Genomic DNA, 25,556 nt, shown 5'->3' on the forward strand with positions numbered 1-25,556 from the left:
TCCGCGTCATGCGCGCGCCCGCTCGTTCCCGTACCGTCGCGCCGCCGGGATGGAGCCGCCTGCTCGTCCCGCCCGCGGCGCTGTCCATCCACCTCGCCATCGGGCAGGCCTACGCCTGGAGCGTGTTCAAGCCGCCTTTGGAGTCCTCGCTCGGGCTGTCCGGCACGGCCTCGGCGCTGCCCTTCCAACTGGCCATCGTGATGCTGGGGCTGTCCGCCGCCTTCGGCGGCACCCTCGTCGAGCGCAACGGCCCGCGCTGGGCGATGGCCGTCTCGGCCGTCTGCTTCTCCGCCGGCTTCCTGGTCGCGGCGCTCGGCGCGGCCACCCGGCAGTACTGGCTCGTCGTCCTCGGTTACGGCTTCATCGGCGGCATCGGCCTGGGGATCGGCTACATCTCCCCCGTCTCCACCCTCCTGAAGTGGTTCCCCGACCGCCCCGGCGCGGCCACCGGCATCGCCATCATGGGCTTCGGCGGCGGTGCCCTGATCGCCTCGCCGTGGTCCGCCGGGCTGCTGGACGCCCTGGGCCGGGACACCTCCGGAATCGCCCGTACGTTCCTGGTGATGGGCCTGGCGTACGCCGTCTTCATGGCGCTCGGCGTACTGCTGGTACGGGTGCCGCCCACCGGGCCGGACGGTCCCGGCGTACGCCGGGCGGCGGCCGTGCCCCGCCCGCTGGTCACCACCGCACAGGTCTCGGCCCGTAACGCCCTGCGCACTCCGCAGTTCTGGTGTCTGTGGGTCGTTCTGTGCACCAATGTCACGGCGGGCATCGGCATCCTGGAGAAGGCCGCGCCGATGGTCTCCGACTTCTTCGCCCGCAGCTCCGCGCCGGTGAGCGCGTCGGCCGCCGCGGGCTTCGTCGGCCTGCTCTCGCTCGCCAACATGCTCGGCCGGATCGTCTGGTCGGCCGCCTCCGACCTGGCCGGACGCAAGAACGTCTACCGCCTCTACCTGGGCGCCGGCGCGCTGATGTACCTGCTGATCGCGCTCGCCGGGGACACCTCCAAGCCGCTGTTCATCGGCTGCGCGGCCGTCATCCTGTCCTTCTACGGCGGCGGTTTCGCGGCCGTACCGGCCTACCTGAAGGACCTGTTCGGCACGTACCAGGTGGGGGCGATCCACGGCCGGCTGCTCACCGCCTGGTCCACCGCCGGGGTGCTGGGGCCGCTGATCGTCAACGCGGTCGCCGACGCGCGCCGCGCCTCCGGGCACACCGGCCCGGAGCTGTACACGACGTCCTTCTTCGTCATGATCGGTCTGCTCGTCGTCGGGTTCGCCGCCAACGAGCTGGTACGGCCCGTCCACCCCCGGCACCACGAACCGCCGCCCGCCGGGGCCGAACCCGCGGACGCCGCGTCCGCCGCCCCGAAGGGAGCCGCCCCGTGACCGCCCGGCGCACCGCCCTGCTCGTCCTGGCCTGGCTGTGGGTGGGCCTGCCGTTCGGGTACGGCCTTTACGAACTGGCCCTGAAACTGAGACAACTCTTCACGGGCTGACCGGACAACGGCCGCCGGGCGCAAGCGACCCCCCTTCTCCACCCGGCCCACCGCCGGACGATCATCGCCCACACCCACCCACGTACCCGAAGGCGGACGTCCATGGCAGAGCTGCACGACCTGACCGCTCTGGAACAGGCAGCGGGGGTGCGGACCGGCGAACTGTCCCCCGTCGAGATCACCGAGCACTACCTCGCCCGCGCCGAGGAACTGGACGCCACCCTCGGCGCGTTCCTCACCCGTACCCCCGGCCTCGCCCGCGAACAGGCGGCCGCGGCGGAGGCGGAGGCGACCGCCGCGCGCCGCGCGGGCCGTACGCTGCCGCCGCTGCACGGCGTGCCCGTACCGGTCAAGGACCTCAACCAGGTCGCCGGTGTGCGCTGCACGATGGGCTCGCGGACGCTGGCCGACAATGTGGCGCAAATGGACGATCATGTCGTCACCAAGCTGCGCCAGGCCGGCACGATCCTGCTCGGCAAGACCAACACTCCCGAGTTCGGCCTCCCCTGCTACACGGAGAACCTCCTCGCGCCGCCTGCCCGCACCCCGTGGGACCTGGAGCGTTCGGCGGGCGGTTCGAGCGGCGGGGCCGCCGCCGCGGTGGCCGGCGGGCTGGCGCCCATGGCGCAGGGCAGCGACGGCGGCGGGTCCGTCCGCATCCCCGCCTCGCTCTGCGGGCTGTACGGCATCAAGCCGAGCCGCGGCCTGATCAGCCCCGGCCCGCTGCTGCACGACGTGTCGGGCCTGGGCACCTCGGGGCCGCTCGCCCGTACGGTCGCGGACGCCGCCGCGCTGCTGGACGCGATGGCCGGCCCGATGCCCGGCGACCCGTACGCGGCGCCCGCGCTGCCGCCCGGCGAGACGTACACCGCGTACGCCGGACGTGATCCGGGGCGGCTGCGCATCGGCTGGCTGGCCGACGTACCGTTCCCCGGCATCGAGGTGCACCCGGACTGCCGGGCCGCCGTCACGGAGACCGCCACGCTCCTGGCGGACCTCGGTCACGAGGTCGACGAGCTGACGCTGCCCGCCGACGACAGCTCCCGCCTCGCCTTCACCCGCGTCTGGTCGGTGATCGCCGCCAACCGCCCGGTGCCGCCGGAGCACGAGGCGGACCTGATGCCGCTGACCCGCTATCTGCGGGCGCGCGGCGCGGAGATCCCGGCGGTGGAGTACGCGCGGGCACTGTACGCGTTCCGGATGCTCGGGCAGCTGGTCGCCGACGGTGTGATGCCGCGCGACGGCGGCTTCGACGTGGTGCTGACCCCGACGGTCGCCCAGCCGCCGCCGCGCGTCGGCGCGCTGCGCAACGACGCGGACCCGCAGGCCGAGTTCGCGGTGGTCGGCGCGTTCACCCCGTACACGCCGCTGTACAACGTCACCGGCCAGCCCGCGGTGAGCATTCCGCTGCACTGGAACGCGGCGGGCCTGCCGATCGGTGTCATGCTCGGCGGGCGGTACGGGGCGGACGCGACGCTCGTCTCGCTCTCCGCGCAGCTGGAGGAGGCCCGGCCGTGGGCGGGGCGCAAGCCCGAGGTGTGGTGAGCGTCAGCGGCGGGCGCAGCGGTCCTGGTCCGGTGCGCCGCCGGTCACCTCACACCCGTCCGTACCCTCCGTGCCGGCGGCCTCATCGCTTTCGTCCGTCCGGGACGCGCCACCGCGCGCCCGGGACGGGCCGCCCACCCGGTCCACCCGCAGCCGCCGCGCACCCGTGCCCTGCTCGCCGAGCTGGTCGTACGGGTTCGACAGCGCGCACTTCTGGAGGGACAAGCAGCCGCAGCCGATGCAGTCGGTCAGCCGGTCGCGCAGCTCCACGAGCTGGGTGATGCGTTCCTCCAGCTCCTCGCGCCAGACCTCGGAGAGCCGGGCCCAGTCGTCCCGGTTGGGCGTGCGCTCGTCGGGCAGTTCGGCGAGCGCGTCCCGGATCACGGCGAGCGGGATGCCGACCCGCTGGGCAGCGCGCACGAAGGCGACCCGGCGCAGCGCGTCGCGGGTGTAGCGGCGCTGGTTGCCCGCGGTCCGGGTGCTGCTGATCAGCCCCTTGGACTCGTAGAAGTGCAGGGCGGAGACCGCCGCGCCGCTGCGGGCGGAGAGCTGGCCGACCGTGAGCTCGTGGACCTTGTAAGGAAGCTGAGGCACGGGACAACCCTATCCGTGGACCCACCCGGTGGGCTGCGGGGATACGCCCGGGCGGCGGGCCACGCTCACAGGTAGAAGCGGCTGAGCGTCTCCGCGACGCAGACCGGCTTCTCGCCGCCCTCGCGCTCGACGGTGACCGTCGTCGCGAGCTGCACGCCGCCGGACACCTCCGTCACGCCCGCGATCCGGGCCGTCGCCCGCAGCCGTGAGCCGACCGGGACGGGGGCGGGGAAGCGGACCTTGTCCACGCCGTAGTTGATGCCCATCGTGACGTTGTCGACCCGCAGCAGCTGCGGTACGAGGGCGGGCAGCAGCGCCAGCGTCAGGTAGCCGTGCGCGATGGTGGTGCCGAACGGCCCGGACGCGGCCCGCTCCGGGTCGACGTGGATCCACTGGTGGTCGCCGGTGGCCTCGGCGAACTGGTCGATCCGCTTCTGGTCGATCTCCAGCCAGTCGCTGGTGCCGAGGTCCTCGCCGACCGCGTTCCGCAGTGCGTCGAGCGAGCCGAACACCCGGGGCTCTGCCATGTCCGTATGCCTCCTCAGGCTCCGCGGGCGCGGACCGTACGGGCCGTACCGTCCGCCGCACCGCCGACTAAGCGCTTGCTCAGCATGTGCGGCAGGCCTCCCCCTGTCAATGCCCCGGCCCCGCCTCCGTCGCCCGGCCCCGGCCCCGCCTCCGTCGCCCGGCCCCGGCCCCGGCCCCGGTCCCGGTCCCGGCCTCGTTCTACGGCCGCGCGCCGACCATGCGCAGCACCAGACCGGCGTAGAGCTCCCCCACCTCCTCGGGCGTACGGGCGCCCTCGGCCGAGAACCAGCGGGCCACGTCCACGCACAGTGACAGCACCGCGAGGGTGGTGCCCGGCACGTCACCGACCGTGAACTCCCCCGCGTCGGCGCCGTCCTGGAGGATGCCGCGCAACGCCCGGTCGGTACGCCGGCGCAGGCCCGCGACGTGCGCGTAGTGCTCCTCGCTCAGCGCCTGCAGCTCGTACTGGATCACCCGGGCCGTGGTGTGGTGCCGGGCGTGCCAGCACGCGAACGTACGGACGGCCGCGCCGAGCCGCTCGGCGGGGCCGCCGTCGGCGCCGGCCGCCTCCTCCATGATCCGCAGCGCCTTCTCGTGGCCGACGCGGCTGATCCGGAAGAGCAGCTCTTCCTTGGTCTTGTAGTGGATGTACAGCGCGGCGGGGCTCATGCCGGCCCGGCCCGCGATGTCACGGGTGGTGGTGGCGTGGTACCCGCGCTCGGCGAACGCCTGGACGGCAGCCCGGACCAGGCGGCGGGCCGCCTCCGGAGCCACGTCCGCCCAGTCCTCCCCCGAACCGTCCGCCGGCTCCGCCTCCGCACTCATCGCACACCCCGATCCTCGCCCCGCCACGGACCCTCCACGCCGGACCGAACACCTTACCCCTGCCGATGAGCAAGCGCTTAGGGCTGCCGGGGCACGGCGCGGGGGCCCAAGCCCCTCAGAACGCCGAGACTCCCGTGACCGCCCGCCCGATCACCAGCTTCTGGATCTGGCTGGTGCCCTCGTACAGGGTCATCACCCGGGCGTCCCGCAGCAGCTTGCCGACCGGGTACTCGTCGATGTAGCCGTAGCCGCCGAAGACCTGGAGCGCGTTGTTCGCCGCGCGGACGGCCGCCTCGGAGGCGAAGAGTTTCGCCTTGGAGGCTTCGGTGGTGAACGGCTTGCCCCGGTCGATCAGGTCGGCGACCCGCCAGGTCAGCAGGCGCGCGGCGTCCACGTCCACGGCGATGTCGGTGATCAGCTCCTGCACCAGCTGGTGGTGGGCGATGGTCCGGCCGAACTGCTCGCGCTCCGTGGCGTACCCGACGGCGGCGTCCAGCGCGGCCTGCGCGATGCCCACACAGCCGGCGGCGACCGACATACGGCCCTTGGCCAGGGCCGACATGGCGACGGAGAAACCTTTCCCTTCCGGGGCGAGCAGGGCACCGGCGGGCACCCGGACGTCGGTCAGCACCAGTTCGGCGGTGGCCTGGCCGCGCAGCCCCAGCTTCCCGTGGATCTCCCGGCGCTCCAGGCCGGGCGTGTCCGCGGGGACGAGGAAGGCGCTGACACCCTGGTGGCCGGGGGCGTCACCGGTACGGGCGAAGAGCAGCACCACGTCGGCCCAGGTGCCGTTGGTGATGAACATCTTGCTGCCGTTGATGACGTAGGCATCGCCGTCGCGCACGGCGCGCGTGGCCAGGTTGCCGGCGTCCGAGCCGGTCCCGGGCTCGGTGAGGGCGAAGCAGCCGACGGCCTCGCCGGAGGTCAGCGGGGGCAGCCACCGCCGCTTGTGCTCCTCGTCGCCCCAGGCCGCGACGGTCTTGGCGACCAGGCCCAGCGATACGGAGACGATGCCGCGCACCGCGGAGTCGCCGCGGCCCAGTTCCTCGGTGACCAGCGCGTAGGCGAGGTGGTCACCGCCGGAACCGCCGTACTCCTCGGGGACGGTCAGGCCGAGGAAGCCGACCTCGCCGAGTTTCTTGACGATGCCGCGGTCGACGCGTTCCGACCGGTCCCAGGCGGCGGCGTGCGGGGTGATCTCGCGGTCGACGAAGTCCTTGGCGAGCTGCCGGGCGGCAGCCTGCTCCTCGCTGAGCTCCAGGTTCATCAAGGCCCCTTGGGGAAGGCGCGGCAGCCGGGCCGCCGGGCCGGCCGGGCGGCCATTAACTACCACTGCTAGTTTTTGGGCGGCAGCCTCTACTATGTGCGGCATGGCCCGACCCCGCAAGCCCCTCCTGAGCCGGGAGCGCATCGTCACCACCGCGCTCGCGCTCATCGACGCGGAGGGCCTGGCCGCCCTGTCCACCCGGCGGCTCGCCGCCGAACTGGGCGTCAGCGGGCCGTCCCTGTACAACCACTTCACGACCAAGGACGAGATCCTGGACGCGGTCGCCGACACGGTGATCGCCGAGGTGGACGTCTCGGCCCTGGCCGCCGGCGCGGACTGGCGTACGGGGCTGCTGGCCTGGGCCCGCTCCTACCGTGCGGCGCTCGCCGCGCACCCGAACATCGTCCCGTTCCTCGCCCAGGGCCCCGGCCGCCGCCCGGCCGGACTGAAGATGGCCGACGCGGCCTTCGGCGGCATGGTGGAGGCCGGCTGGCCGCCCGCCCAGGCGACCCGGATCTGCGCCATGGTCCGGTACTTCGTGGCGGGCTCCGCGCTGGGCTCCTTCGCACGCGGCTTCGTGGACGACCCGGGCGCCTACGACCCCAGTGACTACCCGCACCTGGGCCAGGCGCACCTGCTGGCCGAGCATCAGCAGCGGGTCGACGAGGGTGCGTTCGAGACGGGCCTGCTGGCGCTGGTCGACGGACTGGCGCTGCGGCATCCGGATCCCGTCCCGCCGCCCCACATGTAGCTGTAAGGTGCATCCGTCCGGGTGGTCCCGGTGCGGTGCGGTGCGCGTACGGCCCGGCGGCGTACGCCGCCGGCCCGAGAGCTGCGTCCGAGGGGAGACGACGTGCGTGATCCGATCGCCGCGCTACGGGACCGGAGCGCGCCCTGGACCCGGCACCGCGGCGTCCGGTTCGCCGTCCACGTGCTGCGCGGTCAGGCCCAGGTCGACTTCCTGCCGAGCGCGGTCACCGGCGCGCTGTTCTCCGTGGCGCTGTGCGCGGCGGGCTGGGCGTACGGCCTGTACGGGCTCCTCGGCACCGCGACGGGTACGGCCACGGCACACCTGCTCGGCGTGGACCGCGCACGGATCGCCGCGGGGCTGGAAGGCTTCAACGCGTGCCTGGTGGCCGTCGGTTCGGCGGTCTTCCTGGGCCCCTGGCACCTGTCCACCGCCCTGCTCGCGGTGGGCGGCAGCGTGGTGGTCACGGTCGTCACCGCCGCCGTCGCCCGCGTCCTGGGCAGCCGGCAACTGCCCACGCTCACCCTGCCGTTCTGCCTGGTCGCCGGCGCCGTGACGACCGCGGCGCCGGGCTTAGCGCGCCTGTGGCACCAGGGCCCGGCCCCCGCGGCGCTCCCGCGGCCCGCCGGGCCCCCGTCCGCGCTGTCCTTCACCGACGTGTGGCACGGACTGTTCGCCAACGTCGCCCAGATCTTCTTCATACCGCAGTGGTACGTCGGCGCGCTCTTCCTCGCCGGCATCTTCACCGCGAACCGGACGGCCGGCACGACGGCGTGCCTGGGCAGCCTGACCGGCACCGGCACCGCGTGGGCACTGGGCGCGCCGGCGGCCCAGATCGCGTCCGGCGCCGCGGGCTACAACGCGGTGCTGGTCACGATGGCGCTGTGCGGGGTCTTCCTCCCGGCCGGCCGCCGGACCGCGGCGTACGCGGTGACCGGCGCCGTCGCCGCGACGGCCCTCACCCCGGCCCTGACCGCCCTCACCGCCCCGTCCGGCGGCCACACTCTCACCTGGCCGTTCGTCCTGACGACCTTCGTCTTCCTGGCAGCGGCACCGGCGTTCCCACGCCTACGCAAGGCCGCCGAACCGACACCCGCGGCCACACCGGCCGCACCGGGCACACCCGCACCGAACACGCCGTCATCAGCCTGACGCGTCCCGCTCGCGCCCCCGGTGGAGACGGCCGGGCCGACGGTGCCCCTCAGCCCTGCTCCACGCTCACGTACCGCCGCAGCCCCACATACTCCAGCACCGCGTACCCCGCCACCACCACCGCCCCGGTCACCAGGAACACGGTGCCCAGGCCGGTGAGGGGAAGCAGGCCGGAGAAGGTGAGGAGCAGCATGGCCAGGAAGGAGAGGGCATTGCCCGCGATGACGGCGGCGGCCGGGCCGGTGGGGATGCGCGGGTAGCCGGCGATCAGGGCGAGGGCGGCGGCGCCGCCCAGCATGGCGATGCCGATCGGGACGGACCAGGCCGTGGGGATGCCGAACGGTGCGCTGAGCGCCTTGCTGCCGGCGAGCAGGAAGACACCGAACGCGGCGGTGCTCCAGCTGTCGGTCCGCAGGACCGTGCGCAGCAGGTCCGCCCGGCCGGTGCCGCGCGGAGCGGTGCGGGCCGCGGTGCCGGTCGTGGTGTCGGTGGTGCTCATGGCGCTCATACGCGTCTCCTCCTGGCGTGGGCCGGTCCGGCCGGGATGGCCCGGTGGAGAAGACGATGCCGTCGCCGGGGCAGCGGCTCAATGACCTCACAGGTCATGGAGGTGGTGACCTGCCCCGGCCCGGAGGGCGCGTCCGCTCAGAAGACGATCAGGGCGCGGCCTCCCTTGCCCTCCCGCATCGCCTGGAAGGCGGCGGGGATGCCGTCGAGGGCGATGTGCTCGGTGACCATGCCGGACAGGTCGAGGGCGCCGCTGCGGACGTGTTCGGCGATGCGCGGCAGGTCGGCGGCCGGGTCGCTGTTGCCGTAGACGCAACCGGACAGCGTACGGCCGAAGTAGAAGAGTTCCAGGGCGGAGAAGGTGACCTGCTGGTCCTGGCCGCCGATGCCGACGACGGTGGTGCGGCCGCCGCGCCGGGTGGACGACCAGGCCGTACGGATGGTCTCCGCCCGTCCTACGCATTCGATCGCGACGTCCGCGCCGTGCCCGCCGGTGAGCTTGCGGATGCGCTTGGCGGTGTCGTCCGACGCGACGAGGAACTCGGTGGCGCCCGCGGCGCGCGCCAGTTCCTCCTTGGCCGGTGACACGTCCACGGCCACGACCGGGCCCGCGCCGGCGATCCGCGCGGCCTGGAGGGTGGCCAGGCCCACGCCGCCCACGCCGAACACCGCCACCGACTCCCCCGCCCGTACCCGCGCGCTGTGGTGCACCGCGCCCCACCCGGTCAGCACGGCGCAGCCCAGCAGCGCCGCGTCGGTCAGCGGGATGCCGGGCGGCAGCGGCAGCGCCGCGTGCGCCGGTACGACCGTCTCCTCGGCGAAGACGGCGGTGCCCAGGCCCGGGTAGAGATCGGTGCCGTCGGCGGCCAGCTTGGCGTACGGAGTGCCGGCCGCCGCACCGGCGTCGGCGCACAGCCAGGGCTCGCCCAGCCCGCAGAAATGGCAGGCCCCGCAGGACGGGGCCCAGTTCAGCACGGTCTGATCGCCCGGCACGAGCGTGTCGACGCCCGCGCCGACGGCGGTGACGGTGCCCGCGCCCTCGTGCCCGAGGACGGCGGGCACGGGCTGCCGCAGCGTCCCGTCGGACAGCGACAGGTCGGAGTGGCAGACACCGGCCGCCGCGAGCCGGACGCGTACCTGCCCCGGCCCGGGCGCGGGCAGTTCGATCTCGGCGACCTCCAGCGGGGCGCCCACGGCGGTCAGTACGGCGGCACGGGTCATGCGGAAGTGGCTCCCTGGTCGGTGGGCGGTACGGGTACGGCGGCGGGTGCGGCGGTCAGAGCTGGAGGGACTTGGTCTGGAGGTATTCGCTCAGGCCGTGCGGGCCCAGTTCCCGGCCGATGCCGGACTGCTTGTAGCCGCCGAACGGCGCGAGCGGGTTGAAGCGCCCGCCGTTGATGTCGACCTGGCCGGTCTCCAGGCGCTTCGCGAAGGCGACGGCCTCGTCCTCGTCCCCGGCCCACACCGCGCCGGCCAGGCCGTAGACCGTGCCGTTGGCGATCCGTACGGCCTCCTCCTCGTCCGCGTACGGCAGGACCGCGACGACCGGGCCGAAGATCTCCTCCTGGGCGATGGTCATGTCCGGCGTGACATCGGCGAAGAGCGTCGGGCGGACGTAGTAGCCCCGTGCCCGGCCCTCGGGAGCGTCCGGGCCGCCCGCGACGACGCGGGCGCCCTCCTGGATGCCGCGCTCGATGTAGCCGCGGACGCGGTCGCGCTGGGTGGCGTTGACGACCGGGCCGAGGCGGCTGGAGTCGTCCAGCGGGTCGCCCGGTATGTACGTGGCGATGGCTGCGGCGGCCAGTTCCACGGCTTCGTCGTACCGGTCGGCGGGCACCAGCACCCGGGTCCAGGCGCTGCACGTCTGGCCGGAGTTGGCCATGACGTTGGCGATACCGACGCCCACCGCCTTGGCCAGGTCGGCGCTGGGCAGCACCACGTTGGCGGACTTGCCGCCCAGTTCGAGGGCGCAGCGCTTGACGGCGGCACCGGCGATGGCGCCGACCTTCTTACCGACGGCGGTCGAGCCGGTGAAGGAGACCAGGTCCACGTCCGGGTGCTCGGCCAGCGCCTGGCCGGCGACCGGCCCGTACCCGGTGACGAGGTTGAAGACACCCGCCGGCACGCCCGCCGCGTCCACGCACTCGGCGAAGAGCTGGGCGGTCAGCGGGGTGTCCTCGGCGGGCTTGAGGACGACCGTGCAGCCGGCGGCGAGCGCCGGGGCGACCTTGGCGACGATCTGGTGCAGGGGGTAGTTCCAGGGGGTGATCGCGCCGACCACACCGACCGGTTCGTGCAGGACGGTGGAGCTGCCGATCTTCTCTTCGAAGGGGTGGGTGGCGGCCAGTTCGGCGTACGAGCCGGCCACCGCGACCGGGACGGCGGCCTGTACGGCCTTGCTGAACGCCAGCGGCGCGCCCAGCTCCGCGGTGATCGTCTCGGCGATCTCCGCCGCGCGCCCGGCGAGCTGGTCGCGCAGCGCGGTCAGCCGGGCGGCGCGCTCGGCGGGCGCGGTACGGGCCCAGCCGGGCAGGGCGGCGCGGGCGGCCCGTACCGCCGCGTCCACGTCCTCGGCGGTGCCCGCCGGGACGGTGGCGATGACCCGTTCGTCGGCCGGGTTGACGACGTCGATGGTGTCCGGCCCGGCGGCGGGCCGCCAGCTTCCGTCGATGTACATGGCGTCGTGCTGCTTCACGTCGTCGCCCTCCCAGGCCGGCTGTGGTCCCGTGAGTCCCCGAAGGTACTCGCCGGCCCCAAACTAGCGATGGTAGTTTTCCGGCGCCAGACCTCTCCTCGGCCACCCCGCGCCCGCGCCACCGGATCCGGCGGCCTGCCGGTGGCCGGCGTCCGCCGGCCGGCCGCCGGACGCCGGGCGTCTCAGGCGTACGCTCCGCGCATCACCTCCGTCACCCGCACGAACTCCGACTCCCCGTGCCCGGCGGCGATCGCGCGGTCCATCAGCGCCTTGAGCGCGTCCAGTACATCGGTGGTGACGCCGCGGTCCCGGGACGCCTCGATGATGTGTCCGACGCCCGCCGCCTCCATGGTGAGGCTGCCCTCCCCGGCGCCGTCGAGCCGTCCGCCGGCCAGGTCGTCGGCCATGCCTGCCGCGATCGGCGGGAAGATGCCCGTGATCACGTCCAGGAACGGGGCCAGGTCCGTGGCCGGCACGCCCTCCTCGCCGGCCAGGGTGAAGGCGTGCGCGATGCCCGCCATGCCGGAGTAGAAGAAGCTGAGCATGGCCAGGTCGTACACCGCCGCGGTGCCGTGGTCGGCGCCGAGGTAGGGCGCCCGGCCGCCCAGGGCCTTGAGCGTCTCCTCGTACGTGTCGAAGGCCCGTCGCGAGCCGCTGTAGAGCACCGTCGCGTCGGGGGTGCCGATGACCGGGGTCGGCACCATGATCGAACCGTCCAGGTAGTCGATGCCGTGCCCGGCGGCCCACTCGGCGGCCTGCCGGGAGCGCTGCGGGGTGTCCGAGGTGAGGTTGACCAGGACCCGTCCGGCCAGGTCGGCGCCGACCGGTTCCAGGATGCGGTGGGCGACCTCGTAGTCCAGGACGCAGACGACGACCAGCGGGCCGGCGGTCACCGCCTCGGCGACGCTGCCGGCCCGCACCGCACCGCGGCCGACCAGCTCGTCGGCCTTGGCCGCCGAGCGGTTCCATACGGTGGTGGGGTGCCCGGCGCCGAGGAAGGCGCCCGCCAGCGCCCGGCCCATCGCGCCGAGGCCGAGCACGGTCACCGGGGTGCTGGGGGCGGGGGTGGTGGGGGTGATGGCCATGGGGCTGCTCCGATGGTTCGGCGGGCCGGCCCGCTGCCGGGCCCGTCTGGTGGCACCACCCTGCCGGGGCGCGCTTCGGGTTCCCTTCGGGTGCGCTTCGGACGCGCTTCGGGCTCATGTGCGGCCCGGGTTCACCCCCGGGCCGTCACCAGCGGCTGGAAGTACCCGTCCGCCCGCGGCTCGTGCCACGTGACCTGCTCGAAACCGGCGGCCGTGACGAAGGCGGTGACCTGTTCCCTGGTCAGCGCCCAGGAGGTCGCGCGGCGGCTGCGTACCTCCCAGGTGCCGCCGCGCGGCAGGAGCTGGATCAGGTCGAAGTCGTAGTGCTCGCCGTCGTCGTGCCACTCCCACAGTTGCAGCGTGACGGCCCGGCCGCCGGGGGTGCGGGTGACGCGGGGCGGCAGGACCTCCCAGCGGTCGCGGCGGGCCTCCTCGTAGGCGCGCATGCCCAGCAGGAGTTGGCCGCCGGGGCGCAGCACCCGCCGCATGGAGGCGAGGGCGGCGCGGACGCCTTCGGGGGTGGTGAGGAGTGCCAGGGAGTTGTCGGCGCACACCACCGCGTCGAACAGGGCGTCGGCGAAGGGGAGCCGGCGCATGTCGGCGGCGGCGGTCGGCAGGTGGAGGCCGCGGGCGGCCGCTTCGGCCGTGGCGCGGGCCGCCGCGACCGGGCTCAGGTCCGTTCCCGTGACGGTGTGGCCGGCCGCGGCCAGGCCGATCGCCTGCGTACCGATACCGCAGGCGCAGTCCAGCAGGGTGTGCGGCCGGTCGCCGAGGGCGGCGCGTACGTACGCGTCGAGGGCGCGGCCCTGCTGGGCGACGGCGGCCGGCCAGTCCGGGTACAACAGGTCGTAGGTCGGCGCGAGGTGGCTGAAGAACTGTGCCAACGGCGGGTCGGACATGGGGGCACGATAGTGCGGCGGGGGCCGGCTTTCACCGGGTGGCGCGCGTTCCGTCCCCGGGGGCCGGCAGGGGTGGGCCGTCGGTGCCTCGCGGGGCGCCGGTGGTTCTCTCCGGGCGCGGCGAGCCGGAGCGCCGGCTCTTCGGGCGGGCGGCCACGGCCGCCGAGCCCAGGAGGAGGACGCCGAGCATCGCGAACGGCGCCGCCGTACCGGCCAGTCCGGCCAGCAGGCCCGCCGTCGCGGGGGCCGCGACCTGCCCGAGGCGGTTGCCGGTCAGGCGCAGCGCGAGGGCGGTGCTGCGGGCGCCTGCCGGGGCGGCCTGGACGACCGTGGTCATGGACAGCGGCTGGCCGACGCCCAGGCAGAAGCCGAGGACGCCGAGCATCACGGCCAGTGCCCAGACCGGCGCGGGCAGGGCCAGGCCCGCGCAGAGCAGGCCGGCGAGCGCGCAGCTGCCCGCCATCAGGGCCGTGCGCCCGACCAGGCGGATCATCGGTGTCATGACGAGCCGGCAGGCGACCGTGGCCACCGCGCGCAGGCTGAGCAGCAGGCCGACGGTGGCGGGTGCGATGCCCCGGTCCTCGCCGATGACGGGGAGGTAGGCGGTGAGGATGTCGGTCGCGGAGAGCACGGCGAGGCTCATGAAGATGCCGGCCGCGACGCCTCGGGTGCGCAGGATGCCGCGTACGGAGGTGCGTTCCGCCGCCTTCGTACGGTCCCGGGCGGTACCCGCGGCGGCTCCGTCCTTCGGAACCCGCTGTTCCAGGCGCCACAGGGACGCGTAGGACAAGGCGGCGAGGGCGCCCGCGGCCAGGAGGGCGGTGGCGCTGGTGGCCGCCATCGCGCCGTCGTGCCCGGAGACGACGAGTCCGGCGGCGGCCGGGCCGATGAGCTGGCCGAGGGAGGCGCCGATGGTGAAGTGGCCGAAGGTGCGGTCGCGGTCGGCGGGGGCGCTGCGGCGGGCGACGATGGACTGGGCGCCGATGACGAAGCACAGGTGGCCCAGGCCCATCACCCCGCTCCAGGCGGCCATCGCGGGCAGCGAGTCCGCCACGCCGCTCAGCGCGCAGCCGCCGGTGATCAGGGCGACGCCGGCGACGAGCAGCGGGGCGCAGCGGCCCCGGTCGGTGCGGCGGCCGAGCGGTACGGCCACCAGCAGCGGCAGCAGCGCGTACACCGCCGTGATCACGCCGACCGCCCGTTCGTCGGCGCCCAGGGCGAGCGCCCGGTAGGAGACGGCGGGCCGGGCCATGCTCACCGCGGCCTGGGCGAAGGAGAAGGTGAGGACCAGGCGCAGCAGCCAGCCCCGGCCGGGCGTCGCGGTGTCCACGGGTCAGATGATCCCGTACAGCAGGCCGGCGGCGAGGACGACCAGGGAGGTCAGTACCGCCCATTTCACGGTGAAGCGGGTGTGGTCGCCGAACTCCACCTTGGCCATGCCGACCAGGACGTACACGGCGGGCACGAGCGGGCTGGACATGTGCAGGGCCTGGCCGACGAGGGAGGCGCGGGCGATCTCCAGGGCGCCCACGCCGTGCGCGGCGCCCGCCTCGGCGAGGATCGGCACGATGCCGAAGTAGAAACCGTCGTTGGACATGAAGTACGTGAGCGGGATGCTCAGGACGCCGGTGACGATGCCCATGTGCGGGCCGAGCCCGTCCGGGATGCTGCCGACCAGCCAGCGGGCCATGTGCTCGACCATGCCGGTGCCGGTGAGGACGCCGGTGAAGACGGCGGCGGCGAAGACCATGCCGGAGACGTTGAGGACGTTTTCGGCGTGGGCGGCGATCCGGGCCTTCTGGTCCGGCATGTGGGGGAAGTTGACGGTGAGCGCGGTGGCGGCGCCGAGGAGGAAGAGCACCGGGATGGGCAGCGTCTGCAGGACGAGGAGGACCAGCAGCGCGACGGTGAGGGCGGCGTTGAACCAGTAGAGCTTGGGGCGCAGGGTGGCGCGGTGCGGGTCCAGGCCCTGGAAGCCGTCGTCGGTGCCGGGGGCCGCGTCGCCGGTCGCGGTCCCGGGACGGGCCGTGCCGCTGCCGCCGGCCGTCGCCGCCGCGGGGCGGGCCTTGGCCGTACGCAGGGCCGCCGTGCGGAGGACGGTCGTACGGACGCGGGCTCCGAAGCCTCCGGCCGCCGCGGCGAGCACCGGCTCGCCCGCCGTCTGCCCGGGCACCGTGCGCTCTGTCACGGTGCCCGCGTCGTCGAGGGTGAGCAGGCCGAGCCGCTTGCGCTCGCGGCGCCCGAGGACGTACGCGAGCAGGAAGACCGCGACCAGGCCGGTGGCCAGCGCCGGGACCATGGGGACGAAGATGTCGCCGGCGTCCAGCTTGAGGGCGGTGGCGGCGCGGGCGGTCGGGCCGCCCCAGGGGACGGTGTTCATCACGCCGTTGGCGGTGGCGGCGACGCCGGTCATGACCACCAGGCTCATCTTCAGGCGGCGGTAGAGCGGGTAGAGCGCGGAGACCGTGATCATGAAGGTGGTGGAGCCGTCGCCGTCGAGCGAGACGATCGCGGCGAGCAGCGCGGTGCCGACCACGACCCGGACCGGGTCCGCCTTGCAGAACCGCAGGATGCCCCGGACGACCGGGTCGAAGAGCCCTACGTCGATCATCACGCCGAAGTAGATGATGGCGAACATCAGCATCGCGGCGGTCGGCGCCAGGGCGCCGACGCCCTTGAGGACGTACTCGCCCAGGTGCGCCCCCTTGCCCACCAGGACGCAGAAGAGCGCGGGGATCAGGATGAGCGCTGCCATCGGCGACATCTTCTTCGTCATGATCAGCACCAGGAAGGTGGCGATCATGACGAATCCGAGGATTGTCAGCATGGGGGTACCTCACGTTCGCCCTTGAACACCGCCCGGGACGGCGGTCGAGGTGACGGTAGGTGGCCGAAACTTTCGTTAACAAGGTCTTGACGTGCGAGCAATACGAGCAAAACGCGCGGCTGCCGGAGCGGCGCAGGGCCCGGATCCGGCCGGGGCCGGGGGCGGGACGGCTCCGGTTCCGGCCCGCCCGCCGCACCCGTCACACGTGGCCGAGAGTTTCCGTTGACGGCCCGGGCCCGCAATCCTAAGGTCCTCCATAGGATTGCTGGACCCCCTTGAGCGGCGGGAGCGCGCGATGACAGGCACGGGCAACGAGCAGGCGAGAAAGACGGCCGAGGGGCTCGCGTACTCCGCGGGATTCGGCAACGAGCACAGCTCGGAGGCGGTCACCGGCGCCCTGCCGGTGGGTCGCAACTCCCCCCAGCGCGCCCCCTTGGGCCTGTACGCGGAGCAGCTGAGCGGCTCGGCCTTCACCGAGCCGCGCGCCCACAACCGCCGTACGTGGCTCTACCGCGTCCGCCCGTCCGCCGCGCACCCGGCGTTCGAGCGGGTGGCCAACGGCGCGCTCCGCGGCGCGCCCTTCACCGAGACCGAGCCCGACCCCAACCGCCTGCGCTGGAACCCACTGCCCGCGCCCGGGGCCCCCACCGACTTCCTGGCCGGCCTGTGGACCCTGGGCGGCAACGGTGACGCCACCCAGCGCACCGGCATGGCCATCCACCTCTACCACGCCAACACCTCCATGGAACGCCGGGTGTTCAGCGACGCGGACGGCGAGCTGCTGATCGTGCCCGAGCACGGCGGCCTGCTGATCCGTACCGAACTGGGCCTGCTGCGCGCCGAACCGGGACACGTCGCGCTGATCCCGCGCGGCGTCCGCTTCCGCGTCGAACTGCTCGACATCACCGCCCGCGGCTATGTCTGCGAGAACTACGGGCAGCCCTTCCAGCTCCCCGACCTCGGCCCGATCGGCGCCAACGGCCTGGCCAACGCCCGGGACTTCCTGGCGCCGGCCGCCGCGTACGAGGACGCGGAGGGCCCGTACGAGGTGGTCAACAAGTTCTGCGGCAACCTCTGGAAGGCGACCTACGACCACTCGCCGCTGGACGTCGTGGCCTGGCACGGCAACCACGTCCCGTACGTCTACGACCTGCGCCGCTTCAACGTCATCGGCTCGATCAGCTACGACCACCCGGACCCGTCGATCTTCACCGTGCTGACCTCGCCGTCCGACACCCCGGGGCTGGCGGGCGTGGACTTCGTGGTCTTCGCGCCGCGCTGGCTGGTCGGCGAGGACACCTTCCGGCCGCCGTACTTCCACCGGAACGTGATGAGCGAGTACATGGGCCTGGTCGAGGGCGCCTACGACGCCAAGGCGGAGGGCTTCGTCCCGGGCGGCGGCTCGCTGCACAACATGATGTCCGCGCACGGCCCGGACCGGGAGACCTTCGACCGGGCGAGCGCGGCGGAGCTCAAGCCGCAGAAGATCGACGACGGTCTGGCGTTCATGTTCGAGACCCGCTGGCCGGTCACCCTCACGGCGCAGGCCGCGGGCGCCGACCACCTGCAGAGCGGCTACGACCGGGTGTGGCAGGGTCTGGAGCGCCACTTCCGTCCCTGAGGGCCCGCGTACGCAGCACAGCACCGCCGCACACGGGCCCTGTCCGGGAACCGCCCGGCCCTGATACGGAGTCGACGTTGACCACCTTCGCCCCCGACTCGCTCGACCTGAACCGCAAGCTGCCGCTGTGGTACCAGGTCTCGCAGTCGCTGCGCGCGTCCATACTCGGCCGGTCCCCCGGCGCCCCGCTGCGCCTGCCGACCGAGGACGCGCTCGCCGCGCACTACGGCGTGAGCGTGCTGACCATGCGCCAGGCGCTCAAGGAGCTGGAGACGGAGGGGCTGATCAGCCGGCACCGCAGACGCGGCACGTTCATCGAGCCGAGCGCGCGGCGCGGGACGCCGGTGCGGCTGCTCGGTTCGGTGGACGCGATCGTGGCCCAGCAGTCCGGGATGAGCACCGAACTGCTGGACCACGGCACGGCCGCCGTGCCGCCCGACCTGGCGGAGCACTTCCCCGGACTGGCGGAGGTGGCCACGTACCGCAGGCTGCGCAGCGACGAGAAGACCGGCGAGCCGACGAACCACGCGGTCAACTTCCTCCACCCGGACGTCGCCGCCCGCGTGGACCCCGCGGACCTGGCGCGCTGGCCGATGACGAAGGTGCTGCGGGACGCGGTGGGCGTGGCCATCAGCCGGATCACCGACACGGTCGAGGCGCGGCTGGCCGACCCGGAGACCGCCCGGCTGCTCCAGGTGCCGCTGCTGAGCCCGATCCTGCACTACACGGGCGTCACGTACGACCAGGACGGCCGGGTGGTGGACGTGGCCCTGATCCACTACCGGGGCGACCGGTTCTCCTTCACGGTGACGCTGGACGCGCACTGAACCGGGCCCCTTTCCGCGAGGGCCCACCCCGGTGTGTGCGCCGGCGGCGGGGCAGGTGATGATGTGCGCCATGTCACCTGTGAATCGTCGTACTGTCCTCACCGCAGCGCTCGGCGCGGCGGCCGTCAGCAGCATCCCCGTGGTGACGGGCATGGGGGCCGCCCGGGCCCATGCCACGTCCGAGGGGGACCTCTACAACTCCAACACCCATCTGTACAAGACGCTTTCCGGCCAGGAGGGCATCCAGTACGCGCGCCGGTACCGACGGCATGAGCTGTTCGACAACGAGCGCGGTGAGAGACGCCCGTACCAGCGCACGACCATCATGGCGATGCACGGCGGCGGCATCGAGAAGGGCACCTCCGAGCTGTGCCTGGGCATAGCGGGCTACCAGCCCGACACCCTGAAGGCCCTCTTCCCGGGCGAGCCGGTGTACGACTACTGGATGTTCGAGGGGCTGCGGCTGCCCAGCATGGAGCTGGGATCCAACCGCGAGCTGCACGTCACCGCGAAGCACTGCGACGACCACGTCGCGATCTCCATGGCGGCCTCCAGCCTCAACGTCCTGAGCCTGCACGGCTGCACGGCCGCACAGGCCGGTGTGCGCAGCGGCCAGGACCCCAAGGTGGTCGTGGTCGGCGGTCTGAACGCCGCCTTCAAGAAGCTGCTGCACGAGGAGCTGGGCGCGCACTGCAAGACGGTCGACGGGGACGACTTCCCGGACCTGGCCGGGGTCAACCCCGAGAACCCGTGCAACCGCACCATGCTCGGCAAGGGTGCCCAGCTCGAACTCAGCACGGAACTGCGCGAGTCCTTCTTCGGCAAGGACACGCTCGAAGGGCGCGCCGGCAGCACCAACGACGAGTTCAAGAAGTTCGTCGGCGCGTGCCGCAAGGCGATAGCCCGCCTGGAGTCCCGCTCCGACCAGGTCATTCTCTGAACGGACGGGCTGTGACGGTGCGCCGGGCCCTGAAGCCGGGGCCTGGCGCACCCACGCCCGCTCCGAGGGCGCCCCTCAGATCCGCTCCAGACTGCGCCCTGTACTGCGCGGCCCCAGCAGCGCCACGTCCAGGCACAGCAGCACCAGCAGCCCGGCCGAGCCGGCGAAGACCGCGCCGGGGCCGAGCTCCGCCAGCACGCTCAGCGCGACGAACGGCAGGATCACCGAGGTGAGCCGGGACAGCGAGTAGGCGATGCCGATGGCGCTGCTGCGCAGGCCGGTCGGGAAGATCTCGGTCTGGTAGACGTGGAAGGCGTTGGAGAAGACGTTGCTGCACACGGTCAGCGCGAAGCCGGCACTCACGATCAGCCAGGGCGTGCCGGCGAAGCCGAAGGCCAGGCCGCACACCGCCATGCCCAGCGCGGCGGCGATGATCAGCGTCTTGCGCTCGATGCGGTCGATCAGCGGTACGGACAGCGCCGAGCCGAGCGGGTAGCCGCAGAAGCTGAGGGCGGCGTAGCTCAGCGACGCGGTGACGGTGTGGCCCTTGGCGGTCAGCACGACCGGCGCCAGCGACCCGAAGCCGTAGTATCCGACGGTCTGCAGGACCTGGAAGATCCACCACATGACTGTACGGCGCCGGTGGTCGCCGCGGAACATCTCGCCCAGCGGGACGCGGCGCTGCGGCACCTCCGCCGCCACCGCGACCGACGGCAGCGTACCGCCGGTCTCCCGCGCGACGCGCTCCTCGATGTCCGTGACGATCTTCGCCGCCTCCTCCTCCCGCCCGTGCACGGTCAGCCAGCGCGGTGACTCGGGCAGCCGGGCGCGCATGAGCTGGATGAACGCCGCGCCCAGCGCGCCCGCCACCAGCAGCCAGCGCCAGCCCTCGACGCCGAACAGCTCGCGGGTGGCGACCAGCCGGGCGCCGACGAAGGCGGCCACCGGCACACCGAGGAAGCCGAAGGTGTAGGCCCAGGCGATGTACCGGCCGCGGACCGCGCGCGGCAGGAACTCGGCCAGGTAGGTGTCCACCAGGACGAGTTCGGCGCCGAGGCCGAGCCCCGCCAGGAAGCGCAGCGCGATCAGCCACGGGGCATTCGGCGCGAAGGCGCACAGCAGCGAACACAGGGAGTACGCGCCCAGGTTGACCAGGAACATCCGGCGCCGTCCGAACCGGTCGGCGAGCACCGACAGCACATTGGCGCCCACGAACATGCCGAGGAACCCGGCGGCGATCACCCACGACCTGGCGGTGTGGTCCAGCTGCCAGCGCTCGGCGAGCACCGCGGCCAGCACCCCGCCGAGGAAGATCTCGTAGAGGTCGAAGAAGGCGCCGAGGCCGACGGTGAGGGTCAGCCGGCGGTGCCAGCGCGACGGCGGCAGCCGGTCCAGCCGGGCTCCCGCCCGCACCCCGGCGAGCTGCGTGGCGGTCATGGCGCTCCTCCCGGCGGACGGCGGCGGCACGGGTGTACGGCGTACGGCCGCACGGCGGTGCGGCGGCGCGGGCGTACGGCCAGGACCGTACCCGGCGGTGATCACTCGCAAAAGACCGTCTCCGGCCGCCGCCGTTACGATGCCCCCAGCGAAACGGGCGCACCGAAGGTCCAGGGAGGGCGACCGCGTGACGGTGACACAGGCCGCGGGGAGCGGCGGCGGGCTCGCCACGGCGGCCCGGCTCGACGACCTGATGCCCTGGTCGGCCGCGCCGCTGCGGCTCGGCCGCGGCTGGGTCATGGCGCCCGACGCCGCCTCGCTGCGGGCCCGCTGGGCGGCGCTGCACGCGGCCGGGGACGACGGCGCGCGCGAGCGGCTGTTCCGCCCCAGCCGCGCCCGTACGCTGCGGACGGCCGTGCCCCAGCTGCCCGGCCAGACCACCCCCACCGGGCAGCTCGCGCACACCGGCGGGCCGTGCCCCGAGCCGGTGCGGGTCCTGCACGGCCCGTACGACCAGCAGTGGCTGCTGCCCGACCACCGGCTGATCGACAGTGCCCGGCCGGAGCTGTGGCGGGTCGCGGACGGGCGGCAGGTCTTCGTGGTGGAGCTGGGGCACGTACCGCAGACGGGCGGGCCGGCGCTGGTCGCCTCCGCGCTGCTGCCGGACGGCAGGTCGCCGGCCGGCCGGCCCGGCCGTATCCGCCCGCTGTACCGGCGGCCCGGCGGCAGTGAGCCCAACCTCGCCCCGGGCCTGACGGAACTGCTCGCCCGGCGCCTGGGCCGGCCGGTCGGCGCCGGCGAGGTGCTCGCCTGGACGGTGGCGGGCGCCCGGCCCACGCCGTCCGGCGCGGTGGTGCCGCTGACCGCGGACGCCGGGGTGTGGGCGGACGGTGTCGCACTGGGCGAACGGCTGCTGTGGCTCCAGACGAGGGGCGCGCGGGGTGACGGGACGGCGTACGGGGCGCGCGCCGGTGACCGTCCCCGGATGCCCGGCGGGCGGCGCCCCTACGTACGGGCTCCGCTGCCCGCCCGCGGACTGCCCGACACCCTCTCCTACCTGCCGGACGAGGAGGCGCTGCTCCTCGGCCCCGGCCGGATCTCCCCCGTGCCCGCGGCGGCCTGGGAGGCCGAGGCGGGCGGGGTGCGCGTACTGGAGGCGTGGTGCGAGCGCCGTACGGGCGCGGTGGACGGGCCCGGCACCCTGGAGGCGGTGCGGCCCGCCGCCTGGCCCCAGGAGTGGACCACCGAACTGCTGGAACTGGTCACGGTGCTGGCGCTGGCGGCCGAGCTGCGTCCGGCGCTGGAGGACCTGCACCGGCGTACGGCGGACGGGCCGCGCGTCGAGGCGGCCGAGCTGCGCGCGGCGGGGGTGCTGCCGCCACCGGCCGCGGCCCGCCGGCCGGCCTCCGTCCTGGATCACCACGAGGAGGGCCCGGGCGGGCAGTTCGCCCTGCTGTGACGCGGTCGGGCCGCCCTGGGGGTTGTCCGGCGCGCGGCGGCGGGTAGGTCCTCCGACCATGGACCGCACTCCGCCGCAGCCGCTGCCCCTGGAGGGCATCACCGTCGTCGCCGTCGAACAGGCCGTGGCCGCGCCGTTCGCCACCCGGCAGCTGGCCGACCTCGGCGCCCGGGTGATCAAGGTCGAGCGGCCGGACGGCGGTGACTTCGCCCGCGGCTACGACACCTCGGTGCGCGGCCTGTCCTCGCACTTCGTGTGGGCCAACCGCGGCAAGGAGTCCCTGGCGCTGGACCTGAAGGACCCGCGGGGGCGCGAGCTGCTGGAACAACTGGTCGCCGGCGCGGACGTGTTCGTGCAGAACCTGGCGCAGGGCGCGGCCGCGCGGCTCGGCCTCGACGCGGCGGCGCTGTGCGCCCGGTATCCGCGCCTGGTGGCCGTCGACATCTCCGGTTACGGTCCCGGCGGCCCGTACGCGCACAAGCGGGCCTACGACATGCTCGTGCAGTGCGAGGCCGGGCTGGTCTCGCTGACCGGGACGCCGGAGGAGCCCGCGAAGGCCGGGATACCGGCGGCGGACATCGCGGCGGCGATGTACGCCTTCTCCGGTGTGCTGGCCGCGCTGGTGCGCCGCGGCACGACAGGGCGCGGCGGCCCGGTGGAGGTGGCGATGCTGGACGCGCTGGCCGAGTGGCTGGGGCATCCGCTCTACTTCGGGATGTACGGGGGCACACCCCCCGCGCGCACGGGGGTCGCGCACGCCGTCATCGCGCCGTACAACGCCTATCCGACGGCGGACGGACAGCCGGTGCTGCTGTCGGTGCAGAACGACCGGGAGTGGCAGCGGCTGGCGCGGCAGGTGCTGGAGCGGCCGGAACTGGCGGAGGATCCGGCGTTCGCGACGAATGTGGCGCGGACCCGCAACCGGGACAGGACGGACCGGGTGGTCGGTGAGGCGCTGGCCGGGATGGGCGCCGGGGAAGCCGTACGGCGGCTGGAGGCGGCGGGGATCGCCTGTGCGCGGCTGAACGGGGTGGCGGAGCTGGCCGGGCATCCGCAGTTCGCGGCGCGGGACCGCTGGCGGGAGGTGGGGTCACCGGCTGGGCCGCTGCGGGCGCTGCTGCCGCCGGTCACGCTGCCCGGGAGTGCCGGGCCGGTGATGGGGGACGTACCGGCCCTCGGCGAACACACCGACGCGCTGCTGAGCGCTCTGGGTCTGACGAGCGAGCGGATCGCAGCGCTGCGCCGGGACGGTGTGGCCGCCTGAGGGACCGGGACGGTACGGCGTCGGCCGTGCCTCAGCCGTGGCCGCCGAAGAGCGACCGGCGCAGCCTGCGCAGCGGTGCGAACAGCGACACCCTGGCGCCGCGGTTCGTCCTCGTGCGCCCGTGATCACGAGCGGTGAGCTCCTGCATCAACGATGTCGCGCCCTCCGTCTCCCGCTGCGGGACGGCAGGTCCGCCCAGCACCGCGAGATGGCGGTCGAGCCGCGCGCTGGACGCGCCGCTTCCGCAACTGATGGCAGGCACGCGTGGCCTGCTGCGCATTGTTATCTGTTCCATGACACTCCCCACCCGTACGAGGGCACCCGGCCCGGGCAGGGTAACCCTATCTCTCCTCCGCGACACGCGCGCGGCCCGGGCACCGGTATTCACCTCCCGCGCACCGACGTTGACGCCAGCTTACGGATCATGGTCAGCCGAGGGCGAGTTGGATGAGTACCGAGGTCGTGGGCCTGACGGAGCCGCCGGCCGGCTCCAGAGTGACCGCCAGCCGGTCCGCCCGCCCGGTGCCGCCGTGCCGAAGATCACGTACCACCGAGGGGCCCGCGGTGCGGGTCCTCGGGTCGTACGGCAGCACACCGGCGGAGCGGGCCGTGCGGGGCCCGCCGGGCATCCGCCACAGCTGGTACGCGTGCCCGGCGGGCGGCGGAGGCAATCCCGCCGCGTTCACCACGGCCTGGTTCATGGCGACCGATTCGACCGCGCTCAGCGACCGCCCGCCGATCGGACGCCCGGAGACGGCCAGCGCGTCCGGTGCGGCCAGGACCGCGTTCACGGACCGGGTCACGGCGCGCTGCCGGTCCAGTTCGCTGTCCGTACGGACGAGCTGGACGGCGAGCAGGGCGCTGACGGCGAGGCTCAGCGCGGTGACCGCCGCGGCGAGGCGGGGGACGGACCGGGCGGGCCGGCGCGGGCGGGCGGTGTCCGTGGTGGTGCCGGCCTCCCCCGGTGGTACGGCCGGCTCGGGCGCCGGCGCCTCCTGCGGGGTGGCGAGGGCGGCCGCCAGGACCCGGGTGCGCAGCTCGTCGGGGGCCGGGCGGGCGGCGGCACGGGCGAGCCAGGTGGCGTCCTCGGTCAGGACGCGCAACTCGGCCGCGCAGTCCGGGCAGCGGCGCACGTGCCGTTCGAAGCGGCGGTGTTCCCGCGGGCCGAGGGCGTCGAGCGCGTACGGGGCGGCCAGGGCGTGCGGGCCCCGCCGGCCGGCGCGCAGCGCGTCACGGAGGGCCGCGTACGGCGGGCGGCGGCTCATACGGCACCCGCCAGGCAGTCCCGCAGCCGCGCCAGCCCGTCGCGCAGCCGGGACTTGACCGTGCCGAGCGGTACGGCCAGCCGACGCGCCGCCTCCCGGTGCGTGTAGCCGTCGTAGTACACGAGGGTGACCGACTGCCGCTGCAACGCGGTGAGCCGGTCCAGGCACCGGCGTACCCACTCGCGCTCGAAGGTGGACTCGACCTCCTCCGCCACCTCGTCGAAAACGGTCACCGCGCCCCGCCGCGCGGCCCGTTCCTCACGATCGCTCGCGGCCCTCGCGGCCCGCACCCGGTCCACCGCCCGGCGGTGGGCGAGGGTGAGGATCCACGCCAGCGCGCTGCCACGCCCCGGGTCGTAGCGGCCGGCCCGCCGCCAGATCTCCAGCAGCACCTCCTGCGTCACCTCCTCGGCCTGGGCGGTGTCCCGCAGCACCCGCCGGGCCATGCCGAACACGGGCGGCGACACCAGGTCGTACAGCTCCTCGAAAGCACCGTGGTCACCCCGCGCGATCAGGGGCAGCAGCACCTCGGCACCGCGCCCTGCGGCCGTTCCGGAGTCCACGCGGCTCACC

The 25,556-nt window shown here is 74.1% G+C and carries 24 protein-coding genes; 9 read left to right on the top strand and 15 right to left on the bottom strand.

Annotated features, from left to right (window positions below):
* Positions 1-8 precede the first annotated feature (8 nt).
* Complete coding sequence (locus AB0L45_RS23865) at positions 9-1,388, top strand: OFA family MFS transporter (RefSeq protein WP_365843075.1); 1,380 nt, start codon at positions 9-11, stop codon at positions 1,386-1,388.
* Positions 1,389-1,600: 212 nt separating this feature from the next.
* On the top strand, positions 1,601-3,043 hold the full coding sequence (locus tag AB0L45_RS23870; protein ID WP_365843077.1) for an amidase: 1,443 nt from the start codon (positions 1,601-1,603) through the stop codon (positions 3,041-3,043).
* Positions 3,044-3,046: 3 nt separating this feature from the next.
* On the opposite strand, the gene soxR is transcribed toward AB0L45_RS23870, so the two are convergent.
* The 4 genes from soxR to AB0L45_RS23890 form a co-directional block, all read right to left on the bottom strand.
* Complete coding sequence (gene soxR / locus AB0L45_RS23875; protein ID WP_365843079.1) at positions 3,047-3,637, bottom strand: redox-sensitive transcriptional activator SoxR; 591 nt, start codon at positions 3,635-3,637, stop codon at positions 3,047-3,049.
* Positions 3,638-3,702: 65 nt separating this feature from the next.
* The gene (locus tag AB0L45_RS23880; protein ID WP_365843081.1) at positions 3,703-4,164 is read right to left on the bottom strand and encodes a MaoC family dehydratase; all 462 of its coding nucleotides are present in this window, start codon (positions 4,162-4,164) and stop codon (positions 3,703-3,705) included.
* A gap of 199 nt (positions 4,165-4,363) precedes the next feature.
* Positions 4,364-4,990 carry a TetR/AcrR family transcriptional regulator gene (locus tag AB0L45_RS23885; RefSeq protein ID WP_365843083.1) on the bottom strand — a complete coding sequence of 209 codons (627 nt, stop codon included), beginning with the start codon at positions 4,988-4,990 and terminating at the stop codon, positions 4,364-4,366.
* 115 nt (positions 4,991-5,105) lie between these two features.
* Positions 5,106-6,257, bottom strand: a complete 1,152-nt coding sequence (locus tag AB0L45_RS23890; RefSeq protein WP_365843085.1) for an acyl-CoA dehydrogenase family protein — start codon at positions 6,255-6,257, stop codon at positions 5,106-5,108.
* A gap of 103 nt (positions 6,258-6,360) precedes the next feature.
* Here AB0L45_RS23890 and AB0L45_RS23895 point away from each other — a divergent pair, with 103 nt between their 5' ends.
* Together AB0L45_RS23895 and AB0L45_RS23900 are read left to right on the top strand one after the other, a co-directional pair.
* Complete coding sequence (locus AB0L45_RS23895) at positions 6,361-7,008, top strand: TetR family transcriptional regulator (RefSeq protein ID WP_365843087.1); 648 nt, start codon at positions 6,361-6,363, stop codon at positions 7,006-7,008.
* Between the two features lie 102 nt (positions 7,009-7,110).
* Positions 7,111-8,157 (top strand): urea transporter, encoded by a 1,047-nt coding sequence (locus AB0L45_RS23900; RefSeq protein WP_365843089.1) that lies wholly within the window; start codon positions 7,111-7,113, stop codon positions 8,155-8,157.
* A gap of 49 nt (positions 8,158-8,206) precedes the next feature.
* Here AB0L45_RS23900 and AB0L45_RS23905 read toward each other — a convergent pair whose 3' ends face one another.
* From AB0L45_RS23905 to AB0L45_RS23935, 7 genes are all read right to left on the bottom strand, one after another.
* Positions 8,207-8,665 (bottom strand): hypothetical protein, encoded by a 459-nt coding sequence (locus AB0L45_RS23905; RefSeq protein ID WP_365843091.1) that lies wholly within the window; start codon positions 8,663-8,665, stop codon positions 8,207-8,209.
* 137 nt (positions 8,666-8,802) lie between these two features.
* Entirely contained in the window at positions 8,803-9,885 is a 1,083-nt protein-coding gene (locus AB0L45_RS23910; RefSeq protein WP_365843093.1) for a Zn-dependent alcohol dehydrogenase, read from the bottom strand.
* Between the two features lie 55 nt (positions 9,886-9,940).
* The gene (locus AB0L45_RS23915) at positions 9,941-11,359 is read right to left on the bottom strand and encodes an aldehyde dehydrogenase family protein (protein ID WP_365843095.1); all 1,419 of its coding nucleotides are present in this window, start codon (positions 11,357-11,359) and stop codon (positions 9,941-9,943) included.
* A 182-nt stretch (positions 11,360-11,541) separates the two neighbouring features.
* The gene (locus AB0L45_RS23920; RefSeq protein ID WP_365843097.1) at positions 11,542-12,444 is read right to left on the bottom strand and encodes an NAD(P)-binding domain-containing protein; all 903 of its coding nucleotides are present in this window, start codon (positions 12,442-12,444) and stop codon (positions 11,542-11,544) included.
* A gap of 131 nt (positions 12,445-12,575) precedes the next feature.
* Positions 12,576-13,343: a class I SAM-dependent methyltransferase gene (locus tag AB0L45_RS23925; RefSeq protein ID WP_365843099.1), complete on the bottom strand. Its 768-nt coding sequence runs from the start codon at positions 13,341-13,343 to the stop codon at positions 12,576-12,578.
* Positions 13,344-13,374: 31 nt separating this feature from the next.
* Positions 13,375-14,673: an MFS transporter gene (locus AB0L45_RS23930; protein WP_365843101.1), complete on the bottom strand. Its 1,299-nt coding sequence runs from the start codon at positions 14,671-14,673 to the stop codon at positions 13,375-13,377.
* A gap of 3 nt (positions 14,674-14,676) precedes the next feature.
* Positions 14,677-16,170, bottom strand: a complete 1,494-nt coding sequence (locus AB0L45_RS23935) for a citrate:proton symporter (protein ID WP_365843103.1) — start codon at positions 16,168-16,170, stop codon at positions 14,677-14,679.
* A gap of 295 nt (positions 16,171-16,465) precedes the next feature.
* Here AB0L45_RS23935 and hmgA point away from each other — a divergent pair, with 295 nt between their 5' ends.
* The 3 genes from hmgA to AB0L45_RS23950 all read left to right on the top strand — a co-directional run bounded on the left by hmgA (position 16,466) and on the right by AB0L45_RS23950 (position 19,558).
* Positions 16,466-17,791, top strand: coding sequence for a homogentisate 1,2-dioxygenase (gene hmgA / locus AB0L45_RS23940; RefSeq protein ID WP_365843105.1), 1,326 nt, complete (start codon positions 16,466-16,468; stop codon positions 17,789-17,791).
* Between the two features lie 77 nt (positions 17,792-17,868).
* On the top strand, positions 17,869-18,618 hold the full coding sequence (locus AB0L45_RS23945) for a GntR family transcriptional regulator (protein WP_365843107.1): 750 nt from the start codon (positions 17,869-17,871) through the stop codon (positions 18,616-18,618).
* A gap of 70 nt (positions 18,619-18,688) precedes the next feature.
* Positions 18,689-19,558, top strand: coding sequence for a poly-gamma-glutamate hydrolase family protein (locus AB0L45_RS23950; protein ID WP_365843108.1), 870 nt, complete (start codon positions 18,689-18,691; stop codon positions 19,556-19,558).
* 75 nt (positions 19,559-19,633) lie between these two features.
* Here the strand turns inward: AB0L45_RS23950 and AB0L45_RS23955 are convergent, their stop codons facing one another.
* On the bottom strand, positions 19,634-20,995 hold the full coding sequence (locus AB0L45_RS23955; protein WP_365843110.1) for an MFS transporter: 1,362 nt from the start codon (positions 20,993-20,995) through the stop codon (positions 19,634-19,636).
* A gap of 253 nt (positions 20,996-21,248) precedes the next feature.
* Between AB0L45_RS23955 and AB0L45_RS23960 the strand changes: the two genes are divergently transcribed.
* Together AB0L45_RS23960 and AB0L45_RS23965 are read left to right on the top strand one after the other, a co-directional pair.
* Positions 21,249-22,454, top strand: coding sequence for a type ISP restriction/modification enzyme (locus AB0L45_RS23960; protein ID WP_365843281.1), 1,206 nt, complete (start codon positions 21,249-21,251; stop codon positions 22,452-22,454).
* A 58-nt stretch (positions 22,455-22,512) separates the two neighbouring features.
* Positions 22,513-23,718 carry a CaiB/BaiF CoA-transferase family protein gene (locus tag AB0L45_RS23965; protein ID WP_365843112.1) on the top strand — a complete coding sequence of 402 codons (1,206 nt, stop codon included), beginning with the start codon at positions 22,513-22,515 and terminating at the stop codon, positions 23,716-23,718.
* Positions 23,719-23,749: 31 nt separating this feature from the next.
* On the opposite strand, the gene AB0L45_RS23970 is transcribed toward AB0L45_RS23965, so the two are convergent.
* The 3 genes from AB0L45_RS23970 to sigK all read right to left on the bottom strand — a co-directional run bounded on the left by AB0L45_RS23970 (position 23,750) and on the right by sigK (position 25,546).
* Entirely contained in the window at positions 23,750-24,013 is a 264-nt protein-coding gene (locus tag AB0L45_RS23970; RefSeq protein ID WP_365843115.1) for a hypothetical protein, read from the bottom strand.
* A gap of 133 nt (positions 24,014-24,146) precedes the next feature.
* Positions 24,147-24,983 carry an anti-sigma factor gene (locus AB0L45_RS23975; RefSeq protein ID WP_365843117.1) on the bottom strand — a complete coding sequence of 279 codons (837 nt, stop codon included), beginning with the start codon at positions 24,981-24,983 and terminating at the stop codon, positions 24,147-24,149.
* Positions 24,980-25,546 carry an ECF RNA polymerase sigma factor SigK gene (gene sigK, locus AB0L45_RS23980; RefSeq protein ID WP_365843119.1) on the bottom strand — a complete coding sequence of 189 codons (567 nt, stop codon included), beginning with the start codon at positions 25,544-25,546 and terminating at the stop codon, positions 24,980-24,982. The genes AB0L45_RS23975 and sigK overlap by 4 nt, the downstream gene beginning before the upstream one ends.
* Positions 25,547-25,556 lie beyond the last annotated feature (10 nt).

The organism is Streptomyces sp. NPDC052496 (assembly GCF_040679095.1).
Taxonomy (GTDB): Bacteria; Actinomycetota; Actinomycetes; order Streptomycetales; family Streptomycetaceae; genus Streptomyces.